This is a genomic window from Halorubrum rutilum (assembly GCF_024494565.1).
In genome coordinates this window covers 363,542-378,318 of the sequence record NZ_JANHDN010000002.1, presented here as the reverse complement: position 1 = coordinate 378,318, position 14,777 = coordinate 363,542, and the positions used below count along the sequence as shown (strand labels likewise).

Below are 14,777 nucleotides of genomic sequence, written 5' to 3'. Positions count from 1 at the left end.
AGGTATCGACAACAGATGGACCGTCGCACCTACATGCGCTCGCTCGCGGCCGGAACCGGCGTCGGCGCGACCGTCGGCACCGCGGGCTGTCTCGGCGTCCTCGGTGCCGGGGGCGCCGAGGGGACCGTCCTCGGGCCGCCGGAGCGGGACCTGAGCGAGGCGTCTCACCCGAGCTACGGAGAGGCGATGCCCGACTTCACCGTCCCCGATCCGATCGCGGGCGAGGAGATCGCCGTCTCCGAGTTCGAGGGCGAGCGCGCGGTGCTGTGGACCTCGTTTTACACCAACTGCCCGGACGGGGTCTGTCCCGCGCTCATCCTCCGGCTGCGACGCGCGCAGGCCGTCGCCGCCGACCCGACCGGAACGAATCCGAAATACCCGTTCGTTCCGCCGGGGATCCGGGACGTCGTCGGCCCGGAGGCGTACGGCGACGAGGTCGCGTTCCTTCCCATCACGTTCGACCCCGAGCGCGACACCGCCGAGGCGCTCCGCGAGTACGCCGCGCGGCAGGGCGTCGACCTCGACGCGGGCAACTGGCACTTCCTCCGTCCGGAGAGCTACGTGCGGGCCCAGGAGATACACGAGGAGAAGTTCGGGCTCGTCATCGAGAAGCAGCCGGCCGACGACATCGAGAACCTGGAGTACCGATTCCCGCACTACGGGCTCATCATCCTCGCGAACAAGCGCGGGATCGTCGAGCGGGCGTACCCGCGGGGCCCGCGGACCGACGTCGAACGGCTCGTCGACGACGTCCAGCGGGTGGTCACGGCGTGAGGCGACGACACCTGCTGGCCGGGGTCGCGAGCGTCGGCGTCCTCGGCGGGGCGGGCGCCGTCGCGACGGGGAGCGTGCCGGACGGGCTGGGATTCGGCGACGGCTCGGAACCGGTCGAGCCGACGACGCTGCCGACGGTCGAGGCCCCCGGGAGCCGCGACGGGGAGGTGAGGATACCCGCCGACGGCCGGGCCACGTTCGTCGACTTCTTCGGGACGTGGTGCCCGCCCTGCGCCGAGCAGATGCCGGCGCTCGCCGAGGCGCACGACCGGCTCGGCGACGAGGTGCGGTTCGTCTCGGTGACGACCGAGGACGTCGGCGGCGCGGTCAGGGAGGAAGCGGTCGCGGACTGGTGGCGCGAGCACGACGGCGACTGGCTCGTCGCGGCCGACGTCACCGCCGAACTCTTCACGCGGCTGAGTATCAACGGATTCCCGAGCGCCCGCGCCATCGACGCGACCGGCCGCGTCCGCTGGGCGACCTCCGGGACCCACACCGCGGAGGAGTTCGTCGGGGGGATCCGGAGGGCGCTCGACGGATGAGGCGGCGAGCCGACCGGCCCGTGAACCGACGAGTCGACCGATCCGCGAAGCGGCGGGTCGACCGATGACCGGCGCCTCGCTCGCGACCAACGTCCCGTTCGCGGTGACCGCGGGGGTCGCGACGTTCTTCTCGCCGTGCGCGTACCCCCTGTTGCCGGGGTACGTCGGCTTCTACGTGAACTCCGTCGACGCCGACGAGGCCTCCGTGACCGGGGCGGGCGCCAGGGGACTCGCGGCCGCGATCGGGGTGCTGGCGACGTTCGCGCTGCTCGCGGGCGCGACGGTCCGGGTCGGTCAGGCGACGCTCTCGAACATCGCCGTCTTCGAGACGCTGGTCGGCGGGCTGCTCGTCGTCTTCGGGCTGCTCGTCGTCGCCGGGCGGGCGCCGTCGCTCTCGCTCTCGCTGCCGAAGCGGCGGTCGAGCGTCCTCGGGTTCGGGCTGTTCGGCGCGGGGTACGCGCTCGCCGGCGCGGGCTGCGTCGCGCCGGTCTTCCTCGCCGTGATCGCCCGCGCCATCGCGCTCCCCGGCGACGCCGCCCTCGTCGTCCTCTCGGTGTACGCCGGGGTCGTCGCCGTCCTGATGGCGGCGACGACCGTCGCCACGGGCGTCGGGCTGATCGGCAACGCCAACCGGGTGACGGCCCACGCCGGGACCCTCAAGCGGGTCGCCGGCGCGGTGATGGTCGTCGCCGGGATCGGTCAGCTGTACCTCTCGCTGGTCGTCTACTGACCCGCCCATCGACCGGGAGCGGGCGCTATCCGTCCCCGCGAGTCCGTCTCCGTCTGGACCGAGCCCGACAGACACGGCTATCTCCCTCCGGATCCTGAACGGACGCATGTCAGGAACGCGACGACGGTACCTCGGCGGCGTCGGCGGCGCCTCGGCCCTCCTGCTCGGCGCGGGCTGTATCGGCCGAGACGGCCCCGGAATCCCCGACGGCAACGGGGACGGCGGCGACGGCGACGGGAACGACGGCGGCGACGGCGGGCAGACCGGAACGCGCCCCGGGGGAACGGGCGGCCCCGGGGTCACGGTCGTCTCCGTCGACGGCCCGGACGACATCCCGGTCGCCGCCTCCGTCGAGGTCGTCCGCGAGGCGGCGACGGAGGAGTCGCCGCCGCGGCTCCGGACGAGCTTGGAGAACACGGGCGACGAATCGATCACGGTCGGCGAGGGGCGGGGGGTCCACCTCGAATACGTGTCCGACGACTCGGAGGCGCTCGTGTTCCTCCCGAGCGACGGGGAGTACCCGGCCGAACCCGGCTGCTGGCGGCTCACCGACGGTATCGCCGTCACCGAGGAGTACCGCACGTTCCAGATCGACGCCGGCGCGTCCAGCGGCCGGGAGATCGACCTCTACGCGACGCCCGGCGAGGACGCCTGTCTGCCGGTGGGCGAGTACCGGTTCGAGACGGCCGTCTCCGTCGGCGAGCCCGGGACCGATCCGGAGCGGTCCGGACGGTGGAGCCTCACGGTTCTGCTGGAGTGAGTCGTCCGCCGGGGCGCGGGCGGACCGCCGCGGTTTCCCGGCGGCGACCGCTAACGTTCATAAGCGATAGCGAGGTAGCCACAGGCACCGGACCCGAGCGGTTCGGTCCCCGCATCATGAACCTCGATCAGTTCGCGGCCGAGAACGCACCGACCGAGAGCGCGGAACCGTTCCAGCGCGAGAACAGCTACGCCCTCGACGTCGACGCGGTGCCGGAGGTGATATGACCGATCGCACCGACCGGACCGACTCCGCCCCGATCCTGATCGCGCACCGCGGATTCGCCGGGGAGAACCCCGAGAACACCGTCCCGGCCGTCGAGCGGGCCGCGGGGGTCGCGAGGGGAGAGGACCCGACGGCCGGGACGGAGCGCCGCGTTCCCGCCGCCGGGCGTCGAGCCGACTAGGTCGAGGTCGACGCGATGCCCACCGCCGACGGTGACCCGGTCGCGATCCACGACGCGGAGCTCTCGGGCCGCGGCGGACGCGGGCTCACCGACGCGAGCGGCGTCGTCTGGGAGACCGACACCGCGACCGTCACCGACGCCGAGGTGCTCGACAGCGGGGCGACCGTCCCGCTCCTCGCCGACGTCCTCGACGCGGTCCCCTCGGACGTCGGCGTGAACGTCGAACTCAAGAACCCGGGTCGGTGGGACCTCCGGCCCGACGAGAGGCTCGCGGGCGACGCGCTCGCGGAGCGGACGGCCGCCTGGCGGCCGTTCGTCGAGCGCGTCCTCGACGTCGCCGAGGGGTGCGAGAACGACCTCCTGTTCTCGTCGTTCTGCGAGGGGGCGCTCGCGGCGGTCCGCGCGCTGTCGTCGTCGAAGGTCGCCCCGCTGGTGTCAGAGTCGGTCGCGGACGGGATCGCGATCGCCCGCGAGCACGGCGCGGTCGCGGTTCACCCCCCGATCGACGCGGTTCGGGGCACGCTGTTCTTCGACGCCGAGCGCTTCGGCGGACCCGACGGCGACGCCGCGGGGACCGGCGGGGTCGACGTCCTCGCCGCGGCGCGCGACGCGGGGCTCGCGGTGAACGTCTGGACCGTCGAGACGTGGTACGAGGCCGACCGGCTCGCGGCGGCCGGCGTCGACGGGGTCATCGCGGACTACGCCGCGGTCCTCCGCGGCTGAGGGGTCGTCCGGTCCGGGACCGTGAATTTAATAGCCGGAGGGTGACCTCACGGGGTATGGAACGCGTAGACGTCGCTATCGTGGGAGGCGGCCCGGCCGGCGCCTCCGCAGCGCACGCGGCCGCGGTCGGCGGCGCCGACGCCCTCGTCCTGGAGAAGGGGGTGCCGCGGGCCGACCGCGACCGGCTCGGCCCCGACTCGACGGACGCCGCGGGGATCTTGGACTACTGGGTCGATATCATGGGGATCCACCCCGACGAGTTCGACGACGGCGTCGTCCAGCGGGAGCTGACCCGCGCGGAGTTCCGCGGCCCGGACGAGGCCGCGACGCTCACCTCCACCGGCATCGACTCCTCGTACGACAAGTTCGGCTACACCTTCCACCGCGCCCGCTTCGACGACTGGCTCCGCGACCGCGCCGAAGACGCCGGGGCGGAGTACCGCGCGGGCGAGTCGGTCCGCGGCGTCGACACCGCCTCGCCCGGCGGCGACGACCCCCGCCACGTCGTCGAGCTGGCCTCGGGCGAGTCGGTCGGGGCCGACTTCCTCGTGCTCGCCGACGGTCCCCAGCGCACGGTGACGAACAAGGTGCTCGACAAGTACCTCCCCGCTGACGCGGCCGCCTCCGAGCGGCTCGCGTCGCGCACGGCGAACCACATCGCGTACCAGGAGTACCGCCGGGTGCCCGAGCCGGTGTACGAGGCGGTCGAGGACGCGCTCGTCTTCTGGTGGGGCGTGATGCCCGGCGAGACGGCGTACCCGTGGATCTTCCCGAACGACGACCGCGTCTGCCGCGTCGGGCTGACGATGCCGATCGGCCTCGACGTCGACGAGTTCGACCGGGAGGCGTACGCGCTGTTAGAGCCCGGCGACGAGTCGATCCCGCAGGGCGGCGAGTATATCCGGCGCCTCCTGGAGTGGCAGTACGGCGACGAGTACGACGTCGAGGCGGACTTCCCGATCGTCGAGGACGCGGGCAAGCGCGGCGGGACGGAGACGTACCCGATCTCCTCGACGCGGCCGATCGACTCGCCGACCGGGGCCGGGATCGCGGTCGTCGGCGGCGCGATGGGGACGACGTCCGCCTTCCACGAGGGCGGCGACCACGTCGCGGTCCGCACCGGCGCCATCGCCGGCGAGCTGGCCGCCGCGGGCGACATGGCCCCCTACAACCGGCGCTGGAAGGAGGCGATCGGCGACGAGGTCGTCCGCAACGTGACGATGGCCGACATGGTCGCGGACTACGACCCGGCCGACTGGAACCGGATCATCGGCGCCGCCGACGCCATGCTCGCGGCCGAGGCCGGCGACGGCCTGCTCGCGCAGCCGTACCGCTCGGGGTGGGAGTCGGTGAAGCTCATGCTCGGCTACAAGTGGAACAAGCGCCGCGTCAAGAAGGACTACGTCGGCATCGACGAGAGCGAGTACGGCTACTGACGGCGGCCCCTCGGAGCGGGGCGCCTCAGCGGATGACGGGCGCCGACAGCTCCCGCGGCTCCGTCGATATCCCGCCGACGTCGACCGGCTCCACCTGGTGGGTCGGCCACCGGCCCGTCTTCGTCAGCCGCTCGGTGAAGTCGGGCGCGACGAGGTGCGTGTCCTCGCTCTTCGCCCCCTGCACCGTCGGATTCCACGCGTAGCCCATCGGCTGCCGGACCGGCTCGTCGCTCCCGGGCGCGGCGACCCACTCGCGGCCCGCGAACCCCGCGGCGCCGCCCTGGTGGTGTTCCCGCCACTCGTCGGCGAAGCCGACGGCGTCGTACGCCTCGCGGATCGCGTCGAAGACGTCGCCGGCGGCGTCGGGGGCGTTGGCGTCCGCGTCGTCGCCGCCGTCGGTCAGCTCTCCCGCGGCCGCGGCCTCCGTCGCCGCGAGCGCGGTCGCCTCGACCCGGGCCGCGGCGCGGTGGCGCTCCTCCAGGCCGTCGGGGGCGTCGAAGGCGACCGTGCGGGTCAGCGAGGCGTGGAGGCCTGCCCGCTCGGCGGTGACGGAGACGAGCGCGTAGTCGCCGAGCGCCGCCTCGCCCGGCGTGTAGTGGCGGAACCGCCGCGCGCGCTCCGCGCCGCCGACGAGCACCACGGGGGTGTCGACGTCCCGGGAGGCGAGCGAGATGTCGATCCCGGCGGCGACCTCGTACTCCGGGTCGTCCGGTTCGAGGTTGCGACAGACGGTCTCGACGGCGGCGGCGGCCTCGCGGCCCAGCTCCCGGTAGCGCTCGACGTCGTCGTCGGTGAGCGGCTGTCGCAGTCGGCTCCCGTCGACGCGCTCGAAGCCCGGCACGTCGAAGTCGGCGGCCGCGGGGGCCGGCGAGCGCTCCGCGACGGCCGCGGACAGCGACGACGCGTGCCACGGGAACGACTCGACCGCGAACGCGTCCGGAAGCTCCTCGTCGGCGAGTCGCTCCGCCTCGATGTTGTCCGTGATGACGCGCAGCGCGCCGTCGTAGCCGGCGGCGGCGACCCCGACGTCGGCCTCGGCGTCGACGACGTTGTCGCCGCCGGCGAGCCACGCGAACCCGTTCGGCCTGGCGAACCACACCGCTTCGAGCCCGCGCTCGTCGAGGTACGCGTCGAGCCTGTCGGTGCGGGCGGCGAGATCGACCATACCGACCGACTCTCGTCGACCCAGTAAAAGCGGTCGAAAGCCGCCCGCGACGAGCGCGCCGCGACCGACGGACGCCCGCCGGCGCGACGGGTAATCGCCGCACGTGGGCGCCGCGCGATCGGGGGACCGCGCCGTGCCGCCGCCGGTCGAAACGAAAGGTTCAATTACGTCCCCCGGATACGACGAGACGCGTTAGTAAGCCCCCTCGGGTTGGTAGTCTAGTCCGGTTATGACACCTCCTTGACATGGAGGAGGCCGGCGGTTCAAATCCGCCCCAACCCACTTGCGCTGTGCGCGTTTCTCAAGTAGACTATCCCCGCGCCGTACCGGGGTTTGTCCCTTCCAGCGTTCTCAATTGAACTGCGGAGCAACGCTTTGTGTCTCACCACAGGGCCGTACAGCGATTCACTCCCAAGGAGACGCGATAGTGTTAATAAACTGCCGATAAGTGCGCATTGAGGGTGATTGACGGCGATCCCCCTCACAGCCAACTGACCATATTCAACAAGCCGCATCTGGAGTGCGTTCTTTTATAAACAATGTTACCTCTATATTTACTTATCCCTCTGCCTTACTGCGATTCTCGCAACATAACTTAGTGTTTTTTGTGGGGGGATGGAGACAGTAGAGATACGAATATATCGAGACTGAAGAATAACAACCGACTGATATGGGATGCGAAAACACTACCTTATCGGGTTGTTTCTGAATCGAATAGTTGCGGTTCAGGGACTTATCTATGACTGGAACACACGGGGACGAGTTCATCGACGAGATTATTGAGGAGTACGCTTCCCTCTACGAGGAAATTGAGGATGGGGAACGACGCGAACTTGATTTACGTTCTCGACTCATCCGACGACTGTTCTGTAACGCTCTCGGATGGGAGCATAGCGAGTACGCTCAGGAAGACGACTGGAACGACGTTCGGTTTTACGACGAGGATAGAACGCCAGTAATCATCATCGAGGGGAAGAAGCGGGACGTTGATATTAGCGAAGGTGTCGCCCAAGTCTTCCGCTACGCCTCGGAAACTCCCTATGCTGATCTCCTCATCTCCACCAACATCGACTCATTCCGTCTCTACCGCCGCTGTGAGCCGACTGATCCCGACGCAATCTCTCACCACGGGGTAAGTGCCCGCCTTGTTACGGAGATTGATTTTAAATCCATTAGCGGGGCCAACAGCCGTGTGGAAAGCCATGAAGACCTCTCCCACGGACAGCGACAGTCGTTACAGAAGCTGGCCGCCCTCCGGCGTGAGGAGGTCCTCAACGCCGACCGCTACGAGGACTTTTTTTTCGAGAACCCCGCCGATATTAGCGAAGACGAAGGCTTCCGTGAACTCATCCGCGTACTCGGCATCTCCCTCGATGAGTATTTCGTCCCCTACGCATCCGAAACGTTCGACCAGTATTGGAGCCGCTACGAGGAGTACGAGAGTCAACGCGACGAACTCGAAAACCAAATCGAGCGACTGGAAGAAAGCGGCCACGACGAAGCGGAGGTCGCGGAACTCCGAACGCAGTTGAGCAAACTGAACGACGAGTACGAGGAGTACGCTCAGTTCCACAACGACTTCGAGACGTGGGTTCGCCTCAGCGGTCGGCAAGACGAGGACTTGGAGGACAACAAGGTCGTGTTCTGCCGCGAGAGTGTGTACGTTCAGCTAAACAAACTCCTCCTCATCCGGATTGCCGAGGACAAAGGACTCACCAACCGGATGGTCAGCAATGGCGGTGTTGAAGATTACTTCGAGTTTTGGGACGACTACACGAAGTACGTCGAACGGAACTACGTTGACCTGTTCGAGCTGGCCTCCGAGGAACTGAGCGAGATCTACGAGCATCTATTCGCCCGGCGTATCTTCGATTGGGAGATTCGAGACGACTCCGACCTCGATGAAGTGATACAGCGAACGCTGTGGCACTTGAACCACTTCGACTTCAGCGAGGTCAACCGGGACATACTCGGACACCTCTACGAAGAACACCTCTCCCCGGAAGAACGGAAGAAGCTCGGAGAGTTCTACACGCCGACCGCAATAATCGACCTGATTCTTGACAGCGTCGATTACACCCCGGACGAACCCCTCGAACGTGAGGACTACGACCTGTTAGACCCCGCGTGTGGGAGTGGTGGATTCCTTGTTCGGGCCGCCCGGCGTCTCCTCGAACGGCTTGACCGGAAAGACGTGCCGGCGGGCGAGACAATCGAGATTGTACGCCAGCGACTCCACGGATTCGACATTAACCCGTTCGCGTGCCACATCGCGGAAATCAACCTCCTGTTCCAAGTCATCGACAAGTACCAGACGGCGAAAGAGGAGAACCCTGACTACACCCTTGACGGGTTCAACATCTACCAGACGGACTCCCTCCGTTCGGACAATCAGGCGTCTCTGACGGCGCTTCACAGTAGCGAGGTACAGCGACGATACCGTGAGGAACGTCGAGAGGCAAATCGCCTCAAGACACGGAGCGATTACCGTTTCGTCATTGGGAACCCCCCCTACGTCCGAAAACAGAACGTTCCGACTGGCCCTGCCCGCGCAGAGTACGACGATTACGACGTAGCGAAGTGGAACTACGACCTCAGCATCCTGTTCTTCCGGAAAGCTGGAGACTGGCTTCGTGAAGAAGGTCAGGTGGGGTTCATCACCTCGAACAAGTTCATCCCGAACCGTTACGGGGCGGAGATTCGGCCATACCTTGCCCAAAACTTCCAGTTCCGTTACCTGATTGACTTCGGTGATTACGACGTTTTCGAGACACCACAGGCGTACCCCATCATCTTCACCGGGGAGCGAATCAACAAGAGCGAGCGCGCACGCTCACCCGAGGAGTTCCAACCCGAGGACTACGTTTTTACGTTTGCCGAAGCGACCGACGCACTTCCAAGTATCTCCCAAACTGCGATTCGTGCTGACGGTAACGAAGACTCCGACTCGGAGGAGGAGGGCGAGGATTCAACACTCACCGATCCTGACCGGGAAATTGGGGAAGACCCAGCCGAAGGACGTATTGCGGATATTATTGGGGCTTGTCTCCCCGAAACGCCCGACGAAGAACCGCCGGGTTGGGAGACAGTCGAAGGCCGGTTGAGAGAGATAATATCGGGTAACGACTTCGAGAGTTCGCCCATCCGTGCGTTCTCCGTACCCGCCTCGATGATTGCCGGTGAAGACTGGCGTTTCGTACCCGCCGATGAAGAAGAAGCCCTCGGGAACATCGAAGCCGGAGGAACGCAGTTCCAAGAATACGCGAATGGTGAGGAACTATCGAAAAACGGTGTTCAGACGGGAGCAAACCCGATATTTAAACTCACCGAGGACACCCTGAGAGACTACGACCTCGAAGACGAACTCGTGAAGGACTTGGTCAGCGGTGAAGACGTCCACCGATGGCATACCGACGTTCCGGATTACCCGAAGCTCCTCTACATCGCAAACGACGACGAACTCGAAGATTACCCCGGAGCGAAGGAGTACCTGTTCGACAACAAAGACAGTCTTGAAGACCGCTACTGTGTCACCGACGAACACAGACGTTGGTTCGATTTAGCCCGAAACCGACCGGACACGTTCGGTAAGGAACTCATCTTCACGCCGGACGTTAGCTACTACAGCAACTTCTGGTACGAATCAACCGGAGACGTGTATGGGCTGAACTCCATCTATGTGCTGTACATCATCGATGGGTTTGATCCCTACTACCAGCTTGGCGTCTTCAACAGCAACGTTGCGCAGTTCTTCATCCGGCGTATCGCTTCGAGCTACGGGAGCGACTACCTGAGGTATCAATGGGACTATATGAAGAAGGTTCCCCTACCTGACCCGTCTGACGTTCCCACCGAATTAGTCGAGAAGGTCAAAGACGCCGCCGAGGAACTTTCCGACCTCCGTGAGGACTACGTCGAAGCCAAACAGCTTCGGGAGAACCCGGCGGAGCTACTGGACGAGTTCGAGACGAAGTCCCTGTCCTACGCCGGCTACATCGACCGGCTTGGCTTTCAGGACTTGGAGGGAGAACTACACCCAAGCCTCGATGCGGAGACTATCCGGTTCGGAGTGACCGGGGCAAGCATCGAGTTCAACGACGAACGAGCCGCCGAAATCGTGTACGAGCTGTTACAGGCTCTCGAAATCACTACCGGAGACGAACTCCGGGCCATCGAACTGCCTGCTCTCAAAGAAGACCTCGTGGCGTTGTACGAGCGTTACGAGGACGTACACAATACCGTAGAAGAAGCCCCGGAGAAGGCGAAAGATCTCGAACAAGGATACAACGAAGTCGTGTACGATCTCTACGATTTGGACGAGGAAACGAAAGAACTCATCCGCGATCGTGTTACACGACCCAAAAATCCGCTCGAACCGAGAGAAATCGAGTAGTCCTTATCTATCTGGAAGTTCTCGCTTCCCATCTCTCACACACGGCCAGCAAGGGAAGTCGTCGGATAGTTCCGCACAGTCGCACTCCTCGCGTTCATCCGCGTCGAGAGGCAGAGGATCGGCGTCGTCTCTCTCTGTTGTAGTTCCCCCGTCAGTGCGGAGTCGATCTTCCAACGTCTGCCGGGTGGTTTCCCCACCGTCCACCGTGGGGGTTGGGCAGTCAACAGCGGCTTGTAGAATTACCGGGCCGCCGATCGTCGCCAGCGCGACCTTATGCTTACAGTCATGCTCCTCGTTGTACTTGTCTGCCGGACACTCACACTCCGCCGGAATGAGGAGGCCGTCCCGATCTTCGACGCCGACGAGATAGCTGTGATCCTCTTTCTCGAACCCGTATGCGGCGTTCGTCACACGGACGAGATGAGGCGCTTCTACGCCGAACTCCCACGCTTCCCATCCGACCCGCTTCGACGTCTTCGTGCCGAAGTTCAGTTCATTGACGATGCTCTTATCTGCCGCAGAGTTGTTGTCTGTCATGCTTCGGTAGCCCGAAGCGCGGTCGTGTGTTCCAGCACACGGCCATTTCTACGATGGCAACCCGCGCTTCTACTCAGTAGTCTCTCGGCCACTCACTTAATAGTTCCCACATACGGGAACGCTCCCGAATACGGACACCAATAAGTAACGCGCGTACGTGGGAGTACGTATGGCACGACGCGCTCTGTTGACAGATCGAGAGCGGGAACTTATTGAGGGGGGGAGTGAGTCAGATGACGACCTCCGGTATCAGGCAATCTCCCGCGTTCGTCGGAAGATCGAAGACGAGATGGCGACTGATGTGGAGATACTACAGAAGCATCATCCCGATCTCTACGACGAACTTCGAGAGGCCGTGTGTGAGCTGGAGTGAAGCAGAGTATTGAGGCGGCGGGAAAGCAACACGACTCAATGCACCGAACTACCGGTTGGAACATTGCCGGATGCGCCAGCGGGATGTATAAGTAAGTCCCTCCGTGAAATTTTTCGGCTGAGGTCAGGAATTTGGGCTACTGAGCGGGCCGATATTCGTCATATAGAGGAACCTGGAACGGGCAGTATGGAAGGTCGTGACAGTCTACTGCTTTCCTCTCACGTAGTTCCATGGCATTGCACCGGTGATTCATCGCGGAGCTTTTGGATGGCGTGACCTACTTGCTGTTGACGCGTAGGGACTCTGTCATTCCTCTCGGGGAACCGCTTGCTGGAGTTCTCTGATTTGTTTATAAGTGGGAACAACGCAGTAGAAAGCCAATCCGTAGCCTTGCCGTGATTCTCGCAACATAACTTAGTGAGTGTTGTGTGTGTATGTAGGGATAGATAGTAGAGGTAACAGATACATCGGGAGATGAGATCAACGAATGATTGACACGAGGATTCTACCTCAACCCATTGATTGAGTATATACAATGCAAACAGACTATTGATCTAAGACATAATCAACGTCTGCATCAGTCTGTTCATCTTTCTCCTTACGTTCATTAAAATCATCCAGCCTTTTCTGATTGTTTAAGCTTCTTTCCCGTATATATCTCGCCTTCTTTTTATTTGTGTTATAATACTCTCTTGCAGCAATTAAAGTCAATATCAGGATAAATACAAAAAGGAACATTAATACGCCTAATCCGACGAGAGAGTATAAAGTTGAAATAAGTCCGAAGGAAATTGCAGCATATAAAATTAAACCAGAAACACCACCGAAACCTGTTAAATAAATCACTGTAATCAATATTTTTGAAAAGGAGACTCCACCTTCCATCTCCATCATTGCTATTTCCCAAGCTTTCTCTGACTTGTCGTACTTATCAACAATATCAATATCTATTGAATTAGAAAATGATTTCATGAGAAATAATACTACTGGTAAGTATAGCGCAAAGGCTGTAAAAAGAATACCAAGCAGATCTGTAGTCGTAGACGTTTCCACTGTTGAAAGTTGTAAGGTTATCTGTAACAAACTCATCAAGGTGGAGATAACACTCAATTTCAATAACAATTGTGCTATCGTACAATTACCCACACCCCCCATTGAGTACACATCATGCAGGTGCGTAGGATATGCCGGTTAGAACACTCAACACCTCCCCGAGCGCGTCGTATAGGTAAGCCTCTCCGAGAGATGGGTGAATGAGAGTCAGAAGTCTTGGAGCTGTTCGTATCAGAGTAATGTATCCACAGTGAATTGTAAGGTAGAACACAGATATGAGAATCGTTTTTATAGAGTTTCATGTGAGAGACTATATCTTCAAGCAAAAATCTCCTCACGGGCTTGCTGTAGAGCCTGAGGAAAGTGAGATAGTTCCCCTATCTGAGGATGTGGGTGTTACAAATAAACCGACCGTATGAAAGAAACGTGTTAGAAGAGTCCAGATAGTCTCTCCGGAGCTAAGACACATTGAGGGCGAAGAGAAACTATGCCCCTCAAAGGTTCAAAGCTCGTCGACCCTCGTACAATAGTAATTGCTGTGTTCTCCTTACGTTGCGGAGGGAGAACGTAGGTGAATACGTATTCCCGAGATCAGTACTACGTAATATATACAGTATACTGCGTTGCGGTAATGCGCGTCGCCCGCGTACGAGGGAAATCGAACCTCCGGAGCATACGCAGTTGGTGTCTTATGTGTGTATCTTCGCCTTTAGAGCAATCGCGCCGGCTAATGTTAGCAGGAGCAGAAGGTAATCAGATGCACCCAAGAAGCCGGTCTGCAAGAAAGCTCCCAAACCGAAGGGAATCCCGAGGCAAACCCCTGCCAAGTAACCGAAAGACCAGTATTTGGCGTTGCCAATCATCATCACCGCTCCGAATATGGATGCCATCATGAACAGCGAAAACACGTACTTGGGGAGTAGACCAGCTTCCACAAGGACCGGGACAAGCTTACCGAGAATGATCGCTGTAACCACTGCTTCTACGACTACACTGAGTCCACGCTCGAATCCGTGATCGACACCCGGCATCTTATTCCTCCCACGGTCGCATTACATTTTGTGTCATGTGCGATTACGATTACGAGCCGCTGACATATAAACAGGGAAGATAGTTTATTCGACTGATAGGTTATGATCGGAATCACGAGCAAAAACCAAGGGTGTGATCGGAGTCACAACCCGCTACAGTGTGGCGATTAGCATGAGTACAAAAGAAGATCTGCTGAAAAAATATGATGGGCCAAATCAGGACACAAAACGAGAGATCATCAAGTATCTGTATGATAATCCGGATATGGAACACAAGCCAGATGTAGTTTTCCAGTCGATCCAAGACAAATGTCGGGCAGGGAAAGAAACAACAGTGGCAAATCAAATATCCGAACTGTCCAAAAGTGAAGATCTGATCAAACAAGAAAAAAGATCATACTACCAGTGGAAAGGACAAGGAGATCCACACCCTAATCGGCGTTTGAAAGGCGTAAAATCGTCTGTGGCTGATTGGATTAACTCTCTCGGCATTTCCTATGGTACTTTACTTCTGGGATTTGTTGTTTGGCTACTTGGTATTTTTAATGGATTTCTTAGTTTGATCGCACTTTTTACATCCGGTTCAATCGGTGGAGTTCCATTCATAACATGGTTCCAATTCGCCGGATTATTCACTATTCTTGGGTCGTCAGTTGTCATGATTTGGATTCCGCTATATTTGGTAGAAGTGTGGCTGAAAAAGTGAGACATGCTTTTTACAGTTGTCGGCATCGCTGTGCGTAGTGCCGACCTCTGAAAGAAGTCCGTCAAAGTGGTATCTCGACTCGCTAATCGGGGGAGTAGAGCGGGAGATTACGCAGTCGGCGGGCCGCGGGTCCGGTAGAAAGTCATAG

13 protein-coding genes, 1 tRNA gene and 2 pseudogenes are annotated in these 14,777 nt (G+C 61.4%); 12 read left to right on the top strand and 4 right to left on the bottom strand.

Annotation, left to right across the window (positions count from 1 at the left end; all coding sequences use genetic code 11):
• The first annotated feature begins 15 nt into the window (after positions 1 to 15).
• The 8 genes and pseudogenes from NO900_RS05400 (at position 16) to NO900_RS05370 (ending at position 5,371) form a co-directional block, all read left to right on the top strand.
• Positions 16 to 774 (top strand): SCO family protein, encoded by a 759-nt coding sequence (locus tag NO900_RS05400; protein WP_256408198.1) that lies wholly within the window; start codon positions 16 to 18, stop codon positions 772 to 774.
• Entirely contained in the window at positions 771 to 1,316 is a 546-nt protein-coding gene (locus NO900_RS05395; protein ID WP_256408197.1) for a TlpA family protein disulfide reductase, read from the top strand. The genes NO900_RS05400 and NO900_RS05395 overlap by 4 nt, the downstream gene beginning before the upstream one ends.
• A 64-nt stretch (positions 1,317 to 1,380) precedes the next feature.
• Positions 1,381 to 2,046 (top strand): cytochrome c biogenesis protein CcdA, encoded by a 666-nt coding sequence (locus NO900_RS05390; RefSeq protein ID WP_256408196.1) that lies wholly within the window; start codon positions 1,381 to 1,383, stop codon positions 2,044 to 2,046.
• Between the two features lie 106 nt (positions 2,047 to 2,152).
• On the top strand, positions 2,153 to 2,806 hold the full coding sequence (locus NO900_RS05385; RefSeq protein ID WP_256408195.1) for a hypothetical protein: 654 nt from the start codon (positions 2,153 to 2,155) through the stop codon (positions 2,804 to 2,806).
• 116 nt (positions 2,807 to 2,922) lie between these two features.
• Positions 2,923 to 3,009, top strand: a pseudogene (locus NO900_RS17600) (AIM24 family protein); the annotation flags it as partial.
• Between the two features lie 20 nt (positions 3,010 to 3,029).
• Positions 3,030 to 3,212 (top strand): hypothetical protein, encoded by a 183-nt coding sequence (locus tag NO900_RS05380; RefSeq protein ID WP_256408194.1) that lies wholly within the window; start codon positions 3,030 to 3,032, stop codon positions 3,210 to 3,212.
• 12 nt (positions 3,213 to 3,224) lie between these two features.
• Positions 3,225 to 3,935, top strand: a pseudogene (locus NO900_RS05375) (glycerophosphodiester phosphodiesterase); the annotation flags it as partial.
• Between the two features lie 56 nt (positions 3,936 to 3,991).
• On the top strand, positions 3,992 to 5,371 hold the full coding sequence (locus NO900_RS05370; protein ID WP_256408192.1) for an NAD(P)/FAD-dependent oxidoreductase: 1,380 nt from the start codon (positions 3,992 to 3,994) through the stop codon (positions 5,369 to 5,371).
• A 25-nt stretch (positions 5,372 to 5,396) separates the two neighbouring features.
• Here the strand turns inward: NO900_RS05370 and NO900_RS05365 are convergent, their stop codons facing one another.
• Complete coding sequence (locus tag NO900_RS05365) at positions 5,397 to 6,536, bottom strand: M24 family metallopeptidase (RefSeq protein ID WP_256408191.1); 1,140 nt, start codon at positions 6,534 to 6,536, stop codon at positions 5,397 to 5,399.
• A gap of 207 nt (positions 6,537 to 6,743) precedes the next feature.
• Here NO900_RS05365 and NO900_RS05360 point away from each other — a divergent pair.
• Positions 6,744 to 6,818 (top strand) — tRNA-Val (locus NO900_RS05360).
• A gap of 457 nt (positions 6,819 to 7,275) precedes the next feature.
• Entirely contained in the window at positions 7,276 to 10,929 is a 3,654-nt protein-coding gene (locus NO900_RS05355; RefSeq protein ID WP_256408190.1) for an Eco57I restriction-modification methylase domain-containing protein, read from the top strand.
• A 3-nt stretch (positions 10,930 to 10,932) separates the two neighbouring features.
• Here the strand turns inward: NO900_RS05355 and NO900_RS05350 are convergent, their stop codons facing one another.
• The gene (locus NO900_RS05350) at positions 10,933 to 11,466 is read right to left on the bottom strand and encodes a hypothetical protein (protein WP_256408189.1); all 534 of its coding nucleotides are present in this window, start codon (positions 11,464 to 11,466) and stop codon (positions 10,933 to 10,935) included.
• A gap of 169 nt (positions 11,467 to 11,635) precedes the next feature.
• On the opposite strand from NO900_RS05350, the gene NO900_RS05345 reads away from it, so the two are divergent.
• The gene (locus NO900_RS05345; RefSeq protein ID WP_256408188.1) at positions 11,636 to 11,839 is read left to right on the top strand and encodes a hypothetical protein; all 204 of its coding nucleotides are present in this window, start codon (positions 11,636 to 11,638) and stop codon (positions 11,837 to 11,839) included.
• Between the two features lie 546 nt (positions 11,840 to 12,385).
• Here the strand turns inward: NO900_RS05345 and NO900_RS05340 are convergent.
• Positions 12,386 to 12,892 carry a hypothetical protein gene (locus NO900_RS05340; protein WP_256408187.1) on the bottom strand — a complete coding sequence of 169 codons (507 nt, stop codon included), beginning with the start codon at positions 12,890 to 12,892 and terminating at the stop codon, positions 12,386 to 12,388.
• A 689-nt stretch (positions 12,893 to 13,581) separates the two neighbouring features.
• Positions 13,582 to 13,923 (bottom strand): hypothetical protein, encoded by a 342-nt coding sequence (locus tag NO900_RS05335; RefSeq protein ID WP_256408186.1) that lies wholly within the window; start codon positions 13,921 to 13,923, stop codon positions 13,582 to 13,584.
• 133 nt (positions 13,924 to 14,056) lie between these two features.
• Between NO900_RS05335 and NO900_RS05330 the strand changes: the two genes are divergently transcribed.
• The gene (locus NO900_RS05330; protein ID WP_256408185.1) at positions 14,057 to 14,629 is read left to right on the top strand and encodes a hypothetical protein; all 573 of its coding nucleotides are present in this window, start codon (positions 14,057 to 14,059) and stop codon (positions 14,627 to 14,629) included.
• Positions 14,630 to 14,777 lie beyond the last annotated feature (148 nt).

Excerpts from the sequence above, each read along its gene's own strand:
- NO900_RS05355 (WP_256408190.1), top strand. The coding sequence starts at position 7,276 with ATGACTGGAACACACGGGGACGAGTTCATCGACGAGATTATTGAGGAG.
- NO900_RS05370 (WP_256408192.1), top strand. The coding sequence starts at position 3,992 with ATGGAACGCGTAGACGTCGCTATCGTGGGAGGCGGCCCGGCCGGCGCC.
- NO900_RS05365 (WP_256408191.1), bottom strand. The coding sequence starts at position 6,536 with ATGGTCGATCTCGCCGCCCGCACCGACAGGCTCGACGCGTACCTCGAC.
- NO900_RS05335 (WP_256408186.1), bottom strand. The coding sequence starts at position 13,923 with ATGCCGGGTGTCGATCACGGATTCGAGCGTGGACTCAGTGTAGTCGTA.
- NO900_RS05380 (WP_256408194.1), top strand. The coding sequence starts at position 3,030 with ATGACCGATCGCACCGACCGGACCGACTCCGCCCCGATCCTGATCGCG.
- NO900_RS05385 (WP_256408195.1), top strand. The coding sequence starts at position 2,153 with ATGTCAGGAACGCGACGACGGTACCTCGGCGGCGTCGGCGGCGCCTCG.
- NO900_RS05350 (WP_256408189.1), bottom strand. The coding sequence starts at position 11,466 with ATGACAGACAACAACTCTGCGGCAGATAAGAGCATCGTCAATGAACTG.
- NO900_RS05345 (WP_256408188.1), top strand. The coding sequence starts at position 11,636 with ATGGCACGACGCGCTCTGTTGACAGATCGAGAGCGGGAACTTATTGAG.
- NO900_RS05400 (WP_256408198.1), top strand. The coding sequence starts at position 16 with ATGGACCGTCGCACCTACATGCGCTCGCTCGCGGCCGGAACCGGCGTC.
- NO900_RS05390 (WP_256408196.1), top strand. The coding sequence starts at position 1,381 with ATGACCGGCGCCTCGCTCGCGACCAACGTCCCGTTCGCGGTGACCGCG.